Source organism: Massilia frigida (assembly GCF_011682175.1).
Taxonomy (GTDB): Bacteria; Pseudomonadota; Gammaproteobacteria; order Burkholderiales; family Burkholderiaceae_D; genus Telluria_A; species Telluria_A frigida.
This window is the reverse complement of the sequence record NZ_WHJG01000031.1, coordinates 58,353-71,410: the sequence shown is the minus strand read 5'-3', so window position 1 is coordinate 71,410 and position 13,058 is coordinate 58,353. Positions and strand designations below refer to the sequence as shown.

Below are 13,058 nucleotides of genomic sequence, written 5' to 3'. Positions count from 1 at the left end.
TCGATATACTTTTTTCATGCAGTATCAAAAAACAGATTGGACAATAGCAATGGGTAAGCAGTTGATTGCACATGCAGCGCTGGCGATGTGGTCGCTGGGCGTGATCGGCGCGGCACAGGCGCAGCAGGTGGGCACGGACGCCGCCGCGCGCGCCGCGGCGCGCCAGGCCGCCGGGAACAGCGATTCCGACAAGGTCGACCGCGTCGAAATCACCGCCACCCGCGCCGTCAACGCGGTCGACGTGCAGCAGGTGGCGGCGGCCATCACGGTATTGCAGCCGGAAGGGCTGGCCAAATTCGGGCTGGGCAACCTGAGCGATATCGCGCGCCTGGTACCCGCCATGAGCGTGCAGGAGCAGGGGCCGGGCGTGAACAACATCACCATGCGCGGATTGGTGGTGCGCGGCATCGTGCCATCGGAAATCCAGGATTCCTCGCTGGTGGCGGTGTACGTGGATGAGATGCCGGTCACCCTGAAATCGGGCAATCCGGACCTGCGGGTGCTGGACCTGGAACGCATCGAAGTGCTGCAAGGCCCGCAGGGCACCCTGTTCGGCGCCAGCGCCATGGCCGGCGCGGTGCGCCAGATCACCCAGAAGCCCGATACCAACGACCTGTTCGGTTCGGTCGAAGCGGTCGGGTCGCGCACTGGCGGTTTCGGTGGCAATAACCACAATCTGCGCGGCATGCTCAACGTGCCGCTCAAGGACGAGGTGGCGGGCCTGCGCCTGACGGCCTACAGCGGCGCCGATTCGGGCTACATCCGCAACGACTTCAATGGCGCCACCACCAACGCCGTCTCGACCAACCAGGGGCGCGCCGCCTTGCGCATCCGCGCGCAGAGCGGCCTGGTGATCGACGCCAGCGTCACCGCCTCCAACATCAAGGGCGGCATCAACGATGCCTACGGCAAGCTGGCGCCGTTCACCACGTATGCGCTGCTGCCGCAAAAGAGCAACGATGCGCTGCAACTGTATAACCTCGCCGTGCACTATGACCTGGGCGGCGCGCAGCTGGTGTCGTCGAGCTCCTACCTGCAGCGCGATACGCAATACGCCACGGCAGCCCAGTATCCGGCCACCGCCTTCATTTTCGGCGGCAAGAATCCCCTGATGGCGTCGGCGTACACGATCGATAACGCCGTCACCGATTTTGCCCAGGAACTGCGCCTCAATTCGCGCGATGGCGGCCCGTTCAAGTGGACCGCCGGCGCCTTCCTTGAAACCGGCAAGCGCAAGCTGCGCCAGGAACAGCCGACCGCCGGCTTCGATGCGCGTTTCGGCGACACCCGCAATTTCCCCGGCTACAGCTCGCAGGCGAACGACCTGGCGACGACGCCCGACAATTATTTCTCGGGCCGCCAAGACACCCGTTCGCATCAGGCCGCGCTGTTTGCCGAAGGCACCTACACCGTGTTCGACAAGCTGGACCTGACCGCCGGGCTGCGCCTGTTCAAGGGCACGCAGGATTTCGACCTGCACTTCAGCGGCCTGTTCGGCAACCTGGTGGGCGCGACGCCCGCCGCCCCGACCGGCAGCCCGGAAACGAGCAGCAGCAGCGCCACCGCCCAGGGCGCCAATCCGCGCTTTGCGGCCGCTTATCGCATCGACCAGCAACACATGCTGTATGCGAATGCGGGCAAGGGTTTCCGCTACGGCGGCAACAACCAGCCGGTGCCGTTCAATTTCTGCGGCGTGAACGCGCCGGCCACCTTTGCGCCGGACAGCCTGTGGAGCTACGAAGCCGGTTCCAAGAACACCCTGTTCGGGCAGCGCATGACGCTCAATGTGAACGCTTACCTCAGCAACTGGAACGATGTGCAGGTGTTCAACAAGTTGCCATGCACGTATTACTTCACCCAGAACGCCGGCAAGATCCGCAGCCAAGGCGTGGAACTGGACACATCGGTCAAGCTGACGCGGCACGCCAGCATCGGCGTGAATGCGGCCTACAACCACGCTTACGCCAGAGATGCCGTGATCACCGGCATCGCGGCGCAAAACATCCCGGCCGGCGCGCGCACCCCGTACGCCCCGCGCGTGGCGGCCAGCGCCACAGCCAGCTACCGCATTCCGCTGGCCGGCAGCGATGCGATCGGGCTGGCGGCCAGCTATGCCTACAAGGGCCGGGCCTACACCAATTTTGCCGCCGCCCAGGGCAGTTACGCGGAAATTCCATCGTCGAACACGCTCAACGCCAGCGTGAGCTACCTCACGGGCGGCATCGAAGTGGGCTTGTTCGGCACCAATCTTACCAACGGCAACAAGGTGAGCGATGTCACCACCAACAGCATCGCCATCCAGCCCGGCGATACCTTGTTCATGGCGCGTCCCCGGACAGTCGGCCTGCGCGTCAAATCGCGGTTCTGATGGCATGACGTTGCCGTGCATCAACATCCGGCCGCCCACGGCCACCCACAATGCCAGTACCGGCAATCAAAGATGACTGATGCAATCACGGCTGGCACGGCAGGCGCCCCCGATCTACGTGGATGCGGCGCAGCAGGGGCAAATCAGCGGCGAACGCGCGCGCTGGCTGTGGCGCGCCGAGTGGCCCACCTGGCTGCTGATCGTGGTGATCCACGGCGGCTGGCTGGCCACGCTGGCGTACTGGCGCGAACTGGGCGCGCCTTGGGCGACCGCGCTGATGATCTGGTGGTGCGCGTGGTACATGTCGCTTCAGCATGAATTGATCCACGGCCATCCCACCCGCTGGCCGGCGCTCAACCGCCTGATCGGCACCGTGCCGCTGGCCGTGTGGTCTCCCTACCGCCTGTATCGCTACAGCCATCTGCGCCATCACGTCGATTTTCACCTGACCATGCCGGCGCTCGATACCGAAAGCCATTATGTGTCGCCGGCCACCTGGGCCGGCCTGGGCAAGCCGATGCGCTCGCTGCTGTGCTTGAACAAGACCTTCTGGGGACGGATGCCGGTGGGGCCGGCCATGGCGATTGGCGCCACCTGCGCGCAAGCGGTGCGCGAGCCGCTGCGGGGCAACTGGACGAACGTGCCGATGTGGCTGGGCCACCTGGCCATGCTCGGCGCCATGCTGTGGTTGGTCGAGGCCGTATTTGGCGCGGCGGCGCTCTATTATGTGCTGGCGATTTCCTACCCGGCCCAGTCGCTGGCGATGATCCGCTCGTTCTACGAGCACCGCCCGGCCGAAGAGCACAAGCAGCGCATCGTGCTCAATGAAGCGGGATTTGTGTTCCGCCTGTTATTCTTGAGCAATAATTTTCATCTGGTGCATCACGATGTGCCATCGCTGCCGTGGTATCTGCTGGGGCGGGTGTATCACGCGCGGCGCGCCGCGTACATTGCGCGCAGCGGCGGGTTTTATGTGCGCCGCTTCGGGGTGAGGCCGGTCGACGCCCCCGTTCATCCCCATATGCCGGAGTCCAGTCCATGACGTGGAAAGCCGCGTTCCCCATGTATGAGCTGTCGGCCGGGATCAGGGCAGGCTACGAGGCCCTGTTCGAGGCGCTGCGCGGCGCACTGCGCGCGGCTGCATCGCCGCCGTCAACGACATCGATTCCAACAGCGGCATGAACGCGCTGCGCCATGCCGTGGCCGCGCTGGCGCGCGAGGGGCGCTTCTTCGGCGCGCTCAGGTGGTCGGGCAGCCATCGCGCCAGTCTGGCGCTGGTGCGCAGTGGCGCGGCCGACCTGGCGGCCATCGATTGCGTGACGCTCGGCTATCTGCGCCGCGACGAGCCGTCCAGCCTGGATGGCCTGGCGATCCTGTGCCACTCGGCGCCATCGCCGGCCTTGCCGTTCGTGAGCGGCGCCGCCGTTCCCGCTGCCGTGCGCGCGTGCCTGCGCGGCGCCCTGCTGGCGCCGGCGCCGGAACTGGCCAGCCTGATGGCGGCACTGTCGATCGCGCCTTCGCGCCATGCGGCGACGACGACGACGCCCGCATCGGCGCGCTCGCGGCCGAGGCGCGCGCCTGTGGCTATCCGCAACTGGCCTGACAGCGAAATCAGCCAGGATTTGAGATAGATCAACGCTTGTTCATCGACATCAATCCGCTGCGAGTGCGCTGCCTGAATTCCGATAGCATGTAAGCAGCGCATGCTTATTACGCCGAGTTAATACTTCACTTCGATCAGGTCGCCTATTTGATATTGGAGAGCATCATGGCCGTCGCTCTTGATGAAATTAAGAATGCCGCAAAAACGACATTGCAGAACTCCGCCAACCGCTATGGGCGCTCCGCAGTCGAATATGGCCATGCCTTGCTCGATTTCGGCAGCGGCAACTGCGGCGCCGGCGACGTGGCGAAAGCCGGCGTCGAGCTGGCGCTGCGCGGCGCGATGGGCGCCGTGGAAGACACCGTCCGCTTCGGCACCGCGTATGTGAACTGGGCGTATGCGCTGGTGGGCATCGGCCATGCGCTGGCGGCGACCGGCGTGGCCCCGCCTGTCAAGGCGCCGCCGCCGGCCGACGTGGCCGGGTAACGCGCCGATGGCCAGGAAAAGCGCTCCGGCGCCCGCTGCGCCGGTGCTCAGCATTGCCGACGACGCTTGCGCCAGCCCGGCCGAGTTGCTGCGGCTGGCGCTGCGCCAGCCGGGCTGCCTGCCGGCCGCGCCGGACGCGAACAAGAACAGTGCGCTCATCCTGCTCGACCTGGCCGCGTTCGCGCCCGCCAGTCCGGTGGTGGTCGGGCGCGAACTGGTGGAAGCGCTGCTCGACCTGCTGGCCGCCGATGGCTGGCGCAAGCTGGCGATCGCGTCCAGTGCCGACAGCGCCAGCACCTGGCTGGCGAACCGCGACGTCGCCGTGCTGGCGGACCTGCTCGGCTACCAGTACGTCACCGCCAACGGCACGCCTTACGACATCATCGACCTGTCGGAACAGCTGGCCGACGCGGCGGCCGCCGGCGACCCGTGGGACGGGCGCCTGTCGCGCGCCTGGACCGGGGCGGACCTGCGCATCGTGTTCGCCAAATGCCGCACCGACCAGCACGATAACGTCGCCCTGTGCCTCAATACCCTGCTGTACGCGCTGCCGCTGGCCGACAAGGATGATCACTACCGGCTGCGCACCGATCCCTGGCTGGCGCTGCTGCCGGTGCTGGAGGCCAGCGCGCCGCATGTCGCCATCGTCGACGCCTGCGGCGCGGCGCACGGTTCGGGCGGGTCGCAGGCGCCGCGCGCGCTGGCGACCCACGCCATCATCGCCGGCAACGATGTGCTGGCGGTCGATTGCGCCAGCGCCATCAAGATGGGCGCCGATCCGGCCAGTTCGCCGCTGATCGCGGCGCTGATTGCGCGTGTCGGCCGCCCATCGCTGTCGGGCCTGGCCGGCTCGCTGGCGCCGTTTCCCGGCTTTTTGTTGCCCGATCCGATGCTGGTCGAAGCCACGCGCCAGCGCCAGCGCTCGCCCACCTTGCTGCGCCTGACCGCCCCGTGGCTGCAACAGGTGGACACCTCCTTGTTCCCCTTCCAGCATGCGCTCGACGCCAAATGCAACCAGGCCATCGCGCCGCGCCTGGGCCGCCTGGACGACGACCCGTCGGCCAGGGCGCTGCTGGTCTACGCCAATGGGATCCTGGGCGCGTGGGCGGAGGCGCTGGACGCCGCGCGCATCAGTGGCGCCAAGGACAAGCTGCTGCGCAAGGAAGCGCGCATTTGCGCCGCCACGCTCGCTTGCAGCGATGCCGATTTCCTGGCCATGGAGCGCGAACTGGATGAGCTGCGCGGCTGGCTGGCCACGCCGCCCGACGCCGCCGGGCCGTTGCGCTGGCGCCGCATCGAGCAGGCGGTGGTGTTCGAGTACCAGCGCGAGTTCCCCGTGCCGCTGGCCGAATTTGCCAGCCGGCTCGACATCGCCCGCGCGATCGGGTACATGAACGATTACATCGGCGGCGAACTGCGCGTGCTCACGCGCGACAAGCAGGGCCGCCCGCTGCATCAGGCCGAACGCAATGTCTACCTGCCGCAGCCGAATTACGTGGCCTGGTGGGGCGGCAAGGAAATCGATGTCTTCAAGATCGAAAGCGTGCACTACGGCGACGACGAGCAGCGCATGGCCTGGAAAACGGTGTATTCCGAGAACGCGTCGGCGCTGTACGACGACGGCATCATCACCTTTGCCGCGAGCGCCGGCGGCACGCGCGTGAGCGTGTTCGGGCGCCAGCTGTTTGCCCTGCCGCCCTTGCTCGAAAGCTTGCAGCTCGAGCGCTATGCGGAGCTCAGGGACCACCTGACCGAACACGCCTACAGCACTTTTTTTGCGCGCACCTTTTCCAATTTCGAAGCCTTGCTCGAAGGGCGGGAGATCGCCATCGGCGTGGCCTGGCATGTGCCGGCCACGCCGCACGACAGCGCGCCGCGCCCGGTGGACACGCTGGCCAAGCTGGCGACTGAACTGGGCGAGCTTGCCGCCACCGTGTTGGCGGGTGGCTTGCAGCCGCACGCGGCGCAGGGCAAGCCGCGCATCGACGGCGATGGCTTTGCCCATTTCGACGCGCCCGCCGCCATAGCGGAGCCGCCAAACGCGCTGAGCGCCTGGGTGGGCGGCTTCTGGCACGGCTATGGCGAGGCGCTCGCCCGTGATCTCGGCAAGAGCGTGCACGCGCTCTGGCCGCGCACCTGAGGGGAGGGCGCCATGCGCGCACTGGTGAGCGGAGCGAATGGCCTGATCGGCGCCAATCTGTGCCGCGAGCTGCTGCTGCGCGGATGCGAGGTGCGCGCCATGACGCGCGCCGGCAGCGACCGGCGCGCCTTGCACGGCCTGGCGCTGGAGCACGTCGAGGGCGATATTTTCGCTACCCCCGCCAGCCTGGCGGCGCTGTGCGCCGGCTGCGATGTCGTCTTTCACGCGGCGGCGCGCTTCGCCTATAGCGGCATCAGCGCGGCCGAACTCGATCGTACGGCCGTGGGCGGCACCAGCAATATGATCGCGGCGGCCGCCGTGGCCGGCGTGGGGCGCGTGGTGATCACCTCGTCGTCCGTCGTGTTCGGCGCGTCGACGGCGCCGCTGGCGCGCGACGAGCATGGTGGCCCGGACGACGGCTTTGTCGAGCCGCCCTACATCCAGTCGAAAATCAAACAGGACCGGCTGGCCCTCGCCCTCGGGCGCGAACGCGGGGTCGACATCCTGCTGGCTTGCCCGACCATGTCGGTCGGCCCGCACGCGACCGTGCTGGGGCCGTCGAACGGGGTCATCGTGGCCTACCTCAACGATCCGCTGCGCCTGACCTATGCGGGCGGCTGCAATATCGTCTCGGTGCGCGACGTGGCGCACGGCCACTGGCTGATCGCCACGCGCGGCACACCGGGCCAGAGCTACATCCTTGGCTCCGAAAACCAGGAATGGAACGCGATCCACGCCGCCATTGCCGGCCTGTGCGGGGTCGACAGCCCGCGCCTGGAAGTCAACCACACGGCGGCCTACCTGGCGGCCTCGTACGAGGAAGTGCGCGCCCGCCTGCAAGGGCGCGCCGCGCTGACCAGCCGCGAACAGGCGCGCATGATCGGCCGCTATTACTGGTACGAGCATGGCAAGATCGCGCAGCTCGGCTACGCTCCCATGCCGGCCCGCGCCGCGCTGGCCGAGGCCTGCGCCTGGCTGGCGGCCAGCCCGCACATCAGCCGCGAAGTGCGCACCTCGATGACCCTGGCCGGCGAGGTGCACCGTGCGCGCGCCGGCTTGCCATCCACCCAGGAGTTGCAATGACACCTTTTCATAGCTTTACCATGGTCAAGCGTCCGGTCGACCAGATCTGGCTGGTGATGCGCGATCACCTGGCCGAGCTGGCGGTCCAGCTGGACGATCTCGATTCCATCGTGCAGCTCGAACGCAGCACCGGCAGCGATGGCCGCCTGCTGCTGGTCAACCGCTGGCAAGCCAGGCGAACCATTCCGGCGATGCTGCGCGGAGCGCTTGGCGGCGACGTGATTTCCTGGGTCGACCGCGCCCGCTGGGATGACGCGGCCCACGTCTGCGAATGGGCCATCACGCCATCGGTGCTGCCCGAGCACATCGAATGCCGGGGCAGCACGCGCTACGAGCCGGCCATGGCCGGACGCGGCACGCGCGTGACCTTCGACGGCAGTTTCACGCTCAAACCGGGATTTTTGAACCGCCTGCCGGCCGCGTTCGAGCCGGCGATCCTGAGCCTGGTCGAGAATATCGTGTCGACCCTGATCCCCCGCAATTTGTCCAAGGCCATCAATGCCGCCGGCGAGTTCAGCGCTTCGCCAGCGCCTGGCCAGGCGCTGGCGCCGCCGGCCTCACCCTAGCAGCCAGGCGTGGTGGAAGCCCAGGCGCGGATCGGCCAGCGCCGACATCCACGAAAAATACGTTTGCAGCGGGGGCATCTCAACGCGCAGGCGCAAGGTTCCGCTAGGGTAGTCGTAGATCGTGATGTGGTTCAGTCCGCGGTTGGCCGTGAACAGCAGCGACTGGCCGGCCGACAACTGGCAGCCATAAATGGAATCGAGCAAGGACTTGCGGGACACTTGCAGCGCGCCGAGAAAGTGCTGGCTATTCGAAAAGAAATTTCCACGCGTGAAAACGTCGGCGACCTGTGACGCCACCTCGCGCGGCCGGTTCAGCTGCGCCGCGGCGTCCGGGCGTTCGTCGACCAGCTGGCGGTAGCTGGCGAAGGTGGCCAGGTCGATGGCGATCACGTTCTGGCTGCCGCCGTTGCAGAAAATCAGTTCGCGATCGGACAGGCAGACGTCGGAATTGATGTGCGCCGGTATTTCGCGCCCGGCCGCCCAGTGGCGCAGCACCTGGCCGCTGGCGGCGTCGATTTCAAAGGCATATTCCTTGCGAAAGGCCATGGCCCACTCGTGATAATCGACATGATCCTGCGGCAGCACGCGGAACGAGACACCGTAAAACCGGTCCTCGCCCGGATGCGCGGCCACATGCCAGCAGGTGGCCGGCAAATCGACCACGCGCACCGCCATCGATTCCAGGTCGAGGATGGCGACGTGGCAAGCCTCGCCATCGCGGCCGTCGTGCGGGCTGTCCATCGAGCCGTAGACGATGTAGCGGCCCGATGCGCTGCGCTTCATGCCGTGCGGCAGCTTGAGCTGGTGCGCGCACAGGCGTTCGCCGTGCTCCAGCGCATCGATGGAAAAGCGGTAGAAGTGGGCGCCGATCACGGTGATGAAATCCGTGTCCGACATCCAGACCAGATGGGTCGATCCTTGCAGCGAGGAGGGCGGGCATTCATAGCGCAGGGTCGACACGCGGCCGATTTCGTCGAGCGTGTGGGCGTCGTAGAACAGCAGGTGCTGGCCGGCATTGCCCAGGAAACCGATGGTGCCGGAGGGGTTGACCGACACCGCGTGGCCGGCGGCGATGCCGTCGTAGTAGCGCACCTTGTAGGCGTAGCCTTGCGACACCTGGTCGAACAGGAACAGGCAGACCCCGGCCATGCCTTCCAGGCCGTTGGCGCCATTGCCGTCCAGGGCGATGTGGAAGCGCTGGCTGTAGGCCCGGCCGGTGGGGTCGGACCAGGCCTTGGCGGGGGTGTCTTGCAGTTCCATTTCTTTGTGAGGATGCGTCAACATGTCTCTTCCTTTTCGTCGGCCCAAGCAATCGCAAACTTCGGAAACAATCGTGCTGGCACCCACCAGCCGCTGGCGCTGCACCCTGCTGCGGGCAGGGCGGCTGGAGTTAATTATTGTACAACGCATCGCGCCGCTTGCGCGCTACCGCATCGTCCGCTTTACAACGAACATCATCAATCTGCTAGGTAACGGCTGGGTGTATGCACCGCTGGCCGGCGCCATTTTCCTTGCACAGATCCGGGATCCGCTGGCGGTGTTGCAGGCGGCGCTGTTGTCGACCCTGATCGCGCACCTGTTTTACCGTGTGCTCAAGCACCGCGTGGCGCGCCTGCGCCCGTTCGACCGCGACCCGGCGCTGCAATCGCTGACCAAGGTGCTGGACAAGTATTCCTTTCCGAGCGGGCACTGCATGACCCTGACCACCGCGCTGGTGCCGATCGCCCATGCGGCGCCCGCCACGCTGCCGCTCGTGGCCGGCGCGCTGGCGCTGCTGGCGCTGTGCCGCCTGATCGCGGCGCATCACTATCCCAGCGATGTGCTGGCCGGGATCGGCCTGGGCGCGGCGATTGCGCTTCCGGTATCCGCCTGGCTGGTGCCGGCGTGACGCTCAGCCCGGCGCCACCTCGGCCAGCAACTGCTGCAAGGTCGCGAACTCGACCGGCTTGGCGAGATGGTGATCGAAGCCGGCGGCCAGGGCGGCATCGATATCGGCTGGCTGCCCCCAGCCGGTCAGGGCGATCAGGATGGGCTGCCTGGCCAGCGGCATCGCCCGGATCCGGCGCGCCAGCTCGTAACCGTTGATGTCGGGCAGGCCGATATCCATCACGCATGCCTGCGGCGCATGCGTCTGCACATAGCGGGTGGCGTCTTCGCCGCAGAAGGCGACGCTGGTCGGATAGCCACTCAGGTCGAGCATGGCCTTGAGCATCTGCGCGGCATCGCGGTTGTCGTCCACCACCAGCACCGGTAGCGGCGCGCCGGCCCGCGCTGCGACGGGCGCGTGCGGCGTGGCCGGCGCCGGCGCCACGAGCGGCAGGCGGACCGTGAAGGTGCTGCCTTGTCCGGGCCCCGCACTGTCGGCACGGATGCTGCCGCCATGCAGCTGCGCCAGGCCCTTGACCAGCGCCAGGCCGATCCCCAGGCCGCCGTGCGCGCGTTGCAGCGCCGGTTCGAGTTGCGAGAACATCTCGAACACGCGCTCCAGCGCCTCGCGCGGAATGCCGATCCCGCTGTCGCTGATGGTTATGACGGCCATGCCGGCATCGTCGCGCATGTCGAGCGCAATGCGCCCGCCCGCCGGCGTGTATTTGCAGGCGTTGGTCAAGAGGTTGACCAGCATCTGCGTCAGCCTGGTCGGGTCGCCCTGCGCGCTGAGCGGCTGCGCCGGCAAGTTGACGGTGAGCGCATGGCCCGCAGCCGCGATCTGGGCATGCATGTCGCCCAGGGCGGCCTGGACGATGTCGTTCAGGCGGACCGGCTCGGTGCGCAAGACCAGCTTGCCCTGGCTGATGCGCGCCACTTCCATCAGGTCGTCGACCAGGTGCGACATCTGGCGCAGCTGGCGGTCGAACATGTCGACGATGCGCCGGTGCGGCGCGTCGTCCCGCATATTCATCTTGAGCAGATCGACGCCGCTGCGCATCGGGGCCAGCGGGTTTCTCAGCTCATGGGCCAGGGTCGCCAGGAATTCATCCTTGCGGCGGTCGGCCAGCGACAATTGTTCGTTGGCCTGGCGCAGCATGGTTTCGGCCCCCGTCTGCGCCGCCAGCGCGGCTTCGGCGGCGCTGCGTGCGCGCAGCAGTTCGCGCTCGTACGCGCGGCGGTCGTTGGCGATGAACACCGCCACCTGGTCGAGCATGCCGTCGCCCGCGCCGCTCCTGGCGATATTGAGCAGGGCCGGCACCCGGCTGCGGTCCTTGCGCACCAGGTCGACCTGCACCTCGCTGACCGAGCCTTGCAATTGCAGCAGCGGCGCGCAGTGAGTCTGGTGAAACACGCGGCCGCCAACACTGAGCAAGTCTTGCAGGCGCATGCCGGCCGTCATCTCGGCTTCGCTGTAGCCCAGCCACGCCAGCAGGGTCTGGTTCGCGCGCAAGATGTTGCCGCCGACATCGGTCAGCATCAGGCCGCACGCGGCCTGGGCAAACAGGTCCTCCGGCGCGGGGAGGGCGGGGCCGGGCATGGGCGTCAGGCCAGCGCCCTGGCCAGGAACGCCGTGATCGCATCCGTACTGGCGCTGGGCGCGCTCATGTGGGGGCAATGCCCGATATTGTCGATCAGCGCCAGCACGCTCGACGGCAGGATGCGGTGCATGTAGTCGCCCACGGCCACGGGCGCGATCACGTCGTCGGTGCACTGGAGGAGCAGCGCCGGCGTGGACGACTTCGGCAGATCGGCACGGTGGTCGGACAGGAAGGTCACGCGCGCGAAATGGGCGGCGATGTCCGGGTCGTTGCGGCAGAAGCTGTTGCTCAGTTCCTGGCCCAGTTCGGGCTGGTCGGGCGCGCCCATGATGACCGGCGCCATATTGCTCGACCAGCCGAGGTAGTTGTCTTGCAGGGTCTGGAGCAGTTCATCGATATCCTCGCGCGAAAAGCCGCCGATGTAGTCGCCATCGTTGATGTACGAGGGCGATGGACTGACCATCACCTGGGCGGCGAACAGCGCGGGCGCCTTGATGGTCGCCAGCAGGCCGACCATGGCCGCGACCGAATGGCCGACGAACACCACGGGGCCGGAACCGAACTCGGTGACGATCTCGATCAGGTCGTCGGCGTAGCCATGCAGGCTGTCGTACTTGACGCGGTCGTACGCGGCCGGGTTGGATGCGCCGCTGCCGACCGAGTCGAACAACACGATCCGGTAGTGCGCTTCGAACGAGGGCACGAGGAAGCGCCACATGGACTGGTCGCAGCCGAAGCCGTGGGCGAAGACGAGTGTGACCGGGCCGCGCCCGCACACCTTGACGTTATTGCGGCGTTGAATATGCATGCCGGAGTTTCCATGAATTGACAGTGCGGCAGGGTCGGGCACCGCGGGCGATTATTATAGCAATCTCCCCCGCGCACAATAGGAGATGGCGTGAACAAGGCGATTCGCCGAAGCGGCGCGATGCTGCGCGCGTGCATGGCGCTGGCCATGGAGAAGGGCTTGATCCTGGTCACCGGCTGCGCCAGGCTGGCGGCATCGAGCATGGTGCCGGTATGATGTCGGCATTTTCAAGGACCGCCCCATGACAGATGAAGACCAGCCCCCCCCTTCCCGGCGCCGCGTGCCCACCAGCGTGCTGCTCGCCGGCCTGACGCTGCTGCCGGCCCTGATGGCCGTGTTCGGCGGCGCGCTCAGCGCGGCAGGCGGCTATGTGGCCGGGGTGCTGGTGGCCGCGATGTCGCGCAAGCACGGCGACCTGTTCGACACCAGCCTGGCGCCGCAGATCGGCGCGGCCATCGGCGTCGTGTTTTTCGTGTTCGCCTTTATTTATCAGTATCTGACGCGACAGCGCTGACACATCTCTTACCTGGCTTGCCA

14 protein-coding genes are annotated in these 13,058 nt (G+C 67.0%); 11 read left to right on the top strand and 3 right to left on the bottom strand.

Annotation, left to right across the window (positions count from 1 at the left end; genetic code table 11):
• Window positions 1–49: 49 nt before the first annotated feature.
• The 8 genes from F2P44_RS24565 (at window position 50) to F2P44_RS24530 (ending at window position 8,246) form a co-directional block, all read left to right on the top strand.
• Entirely contained in the window at window positions 50–2,368 is a 2,319-nt protein-coding gene (locus F2P44_RS24565) for a TonB-dependent receptor (RefSeq protein WP_167090256.1), read from the top strand.
• Window positions 2,369–2,447: 79 nt separating this feature from the next.
• A complete protein-coding gene (locus tag F2P44_RS24560) occupies window positions 2,448–3,410 on the top strand; it encodes a fatty acid desaturase (RefSeq protein ID WP_167090254.1) in 963 nt (320 codons plus the stop codon).
• Complete coding sequence (locus F2P44_RS24555; protein ID WP_167090252.1) at window positions 3,407–3,550, top strand: hypothetical protein; 144 nt, start codon at window positions 3,407–3,409, stop codon at window positions 3,548–3,550. The genes F2P44_RS24560 and F2P44_RS24555 overlap by 4 nt, the downstream gene beginning before the upstream one ends.
• A complete protein-coding gene (locus tag F2P44_RS24550) occupies window positions 3,547–3,999 on the top strand; it encodes a PhnD/SsuA/transferrin family substrate-binding protein (RefSeq protein WP_167090250.1) in 453 nt (150 codons plus the stop codon). Before F2P44_RS24555 ends, F2P44_RS24550 begins: the two co-directional genes overlap by 4 nt.
• A gap of 137 nt (window positions 4,000–4,136) precedes the next feature.
• Entirely contained in the window at window positions 4,137–4,457 is a 321-nt protein-coding gene (locus tag F2P44_RS24545; protein ID WP_167090248.1) for a hypothetical protein, read from the top strand.
• Between the two features lie 7 nt (window positions 4,458–4,464).
• A complete protein-coding gene (locus F2P44_RS24540) occupies window positions 4,465–6,597 on the top strand; it encodes a DUF362 domain-containing protein (protein WP_167090246.1) in 2,133 nt (710 codons plus the stop codon).
• Window positions 6,598–6,609: 12 nt separating this feature from the next.
• Window positions 6,610–7,680: an NAD-dependent epimerase/dehydratase family protein gene (locus tag F2P44_RS24535; RefSeq protein ID WP_167090244.1), complete on the top strand. Its 1,071-nt coding sequence runs from the start codon at window positions 6,610–6,612 to the stop codon at window positions 7,678–7,680.
• The gene (locus F2P44_RS24530) at window positions 7,677–8,246 is read left to right on the top strand and encodes an SRPBCC family protein (RefSeq protein ID WP_167090242.1); all 570 of its coding nucleotides are present in this window, start codon (window positions 7,677–7,679) and stop codon (window positions 8,244–8,246) included. Before F2P44_RS24535 ends, F2P44_RS24530 begins: the two co-directional genes overlap by 4 nt.
• Here the strand turns inward: F2P44_RS24530 and F2P44_RS24525 are convergent.
• Entirely contained in the window at window positions 8,238–9,530 is a 1,293-nt protein-coding gene (locus F2P44_RS24525) for a hypothetical protein (RefSeq protein WP_223165098.1), read from the bottom strand. The genes F2P44_RS24530 and F2P44_RS24525 overlap by 9 nt on opposite strands.
• 49 nt (window positions 9,531–9,579) lie before the next feature.
• Between F2P44_RS24525 and F2P44_RS24520 the strand changes: the two genes are divergently transcribed.
• On the top strand, window positions 9,580–10,134 hold the full coding sequence (locus F2P44_RS24520) for a phosphatase PAP2 family protein (protein WP_167090240.1): 555 nt from the start codon (window positions 9,580–9,582) through the stop codon (window positions 10,132–10,134).
• 3 nt (window positions 10,135–10,137) lie between these two features.
• Here the strand turns inward: F2P44_RS24520 and F2P44_RS24515 are convergent, their stop codons facing one another.
• Together F2P44_RS24515 and F2P44_RS24510 are read right to left on the bottom strand one after the other, a co-directional pair.
• The gene (locus F2P44_RS24515; protein ID WP_167090238.1) at window positions 10,138–11,712 is read right to left on the bottom strand and encodes a hybrid sensor histidine kinase/response regulator; all 1,575 of its coding nucleotides are present in this window, start codon (window positions 11,710–11,712) and stop codon (window positions 10,138–10,140) included.
• 5 nt (window positions 11,713–11,717) lie between these two features.
• Complete coding sequence (locus tag F2P44_RS24510) at window positions 11,718–12,521, bottom strand: alpha/beta fold hydrolase (protein WP_167090236.1); 804 nt, start codon at window positions 12,519–12,521, stop codon at window positions 11,718–11,720.
• Window positions 12,522–12,611: 90 nt separating this feature from the next.
• On the opposite strand from F2P44_RS24510, the gene F2P44_RS36200 reads away from it, so the two are divergent.
• Together F2P44_RS36200 and F2P44_RS24505 are read left to right on the top strand one after the other, a co-directional pair.
• Window positions 12,612–12,737, top strand: a complete 126-nt coding sequence (locus F2P44_RS36200) for a hypothetical protein (RefSeq protein ID WP_267877627.1) — start codon at window positions 12,612–12,614, stop codon at window positions 12,735–12,737.
• A gap of 25 nt (window positions 12,738–12,762) precedes the next feature.
• On the top strand, window positions 12,763–13,035 hold the full coding sequence (locus F2P44_RS24505; RefSeq protein ID WP_167090234.1) for a hypothetical protein: 273 nt from the start codon (window positions 12,763–12,765) through the stop codon (window positions 13,033–13,035).
• Window positions 13,036–13,058: the final 23 nt, after the last annotated feature.

Excerpts from the sequence above, each read along its gene's own strand:
- F2P44_RS24565 (WP_167090256.1), top strand. The coding sequence starts at position 50 with ATGGGTAAGCAGTTGATTGCACATGCAGCGCTGGCGATGTGGTCGCTG.
- F2P44_RS24560 (WP_167090254.1), top strand. The coding sequence starts at position 2,448 with ATGCAATCACGGCTGGCACGGCAGGCGCCCCCGATCTACGTGGATGCG.
- F2P44_RS24555 (WP_167090252.1), top strand. The coding sequence starts at position 3,407 with ATGACGTGGAAAGCCGCGTTCCCCATGTATGAGCTGTCGGCCGGGATC.
- F2P44_RS24550 (WP_167090250.1), top strand. The coding sequence starts at position 3,547 with ATGAACGCGCTGCGCCATGCCGTGGCCGCGCTGGCGCGCGAGGGGCGC.
- F2P44_RS24545 (WP_167090248.1), top strand. The coding sequence starts at position 4,137 with ATGGCCGTCGCTCTTGATGAAATTAAGAATGCCGCAAAAACGACATTG.
- F2P44_RS24540 (WP_167090246.1), top strand. The coding sequence starts at position 4,465 with ATGGCCAGGAAAAGCGCTCCGGCGCCCGCTGCGCCGGTGCTCAGCATT.
- F2P44_RS24535 (WP_167090244.1), top strand. The coding sequence starts at position 6,610 with ATGCGCGCACTGGTGAGCGGAGCGAATGGCCTGATCGGCGCCAATCTG.
- F2P44_RS24530 (WP_167090242.1), top strand. The coding sequence starts at position 7,677 with ATGACACCTTTTCATAGCTTTACCATGGTCAAGCGTCCGGTCGACCAG.
- F2P44_RS24525 (WP_223165098.1), bottom strand. The coding sequence starts at position 9,530 with ATGTTGACGCATCCTCACAAAGAAATGGAACTGCAAGACACCCCCGCC.
- F2P44_RS24515 (WP_167090238.1), bottom strand. The coding sequence starts at position 11,712 with ATGCCCGGCCCCGCCCTCCCCGCGCCGGAGGACCTGTTTGCCCAGGCC.
- F2P44_RS24510 (WP_167090236.1), bottom strand. The coding sequence starts at position 12,521 with ATGCATATTCAACGCCGCAATAACGTCAAGGTGTGCGGGCGCGGCCCG.
- F2P44_RS24505 (WP_167090234.1), top strand. The coding sequence starts at position 12,763 with ATGACAGATGAAGACCAGCCCCCCCCTTCCCGGCGCCGCGTGCCCACC.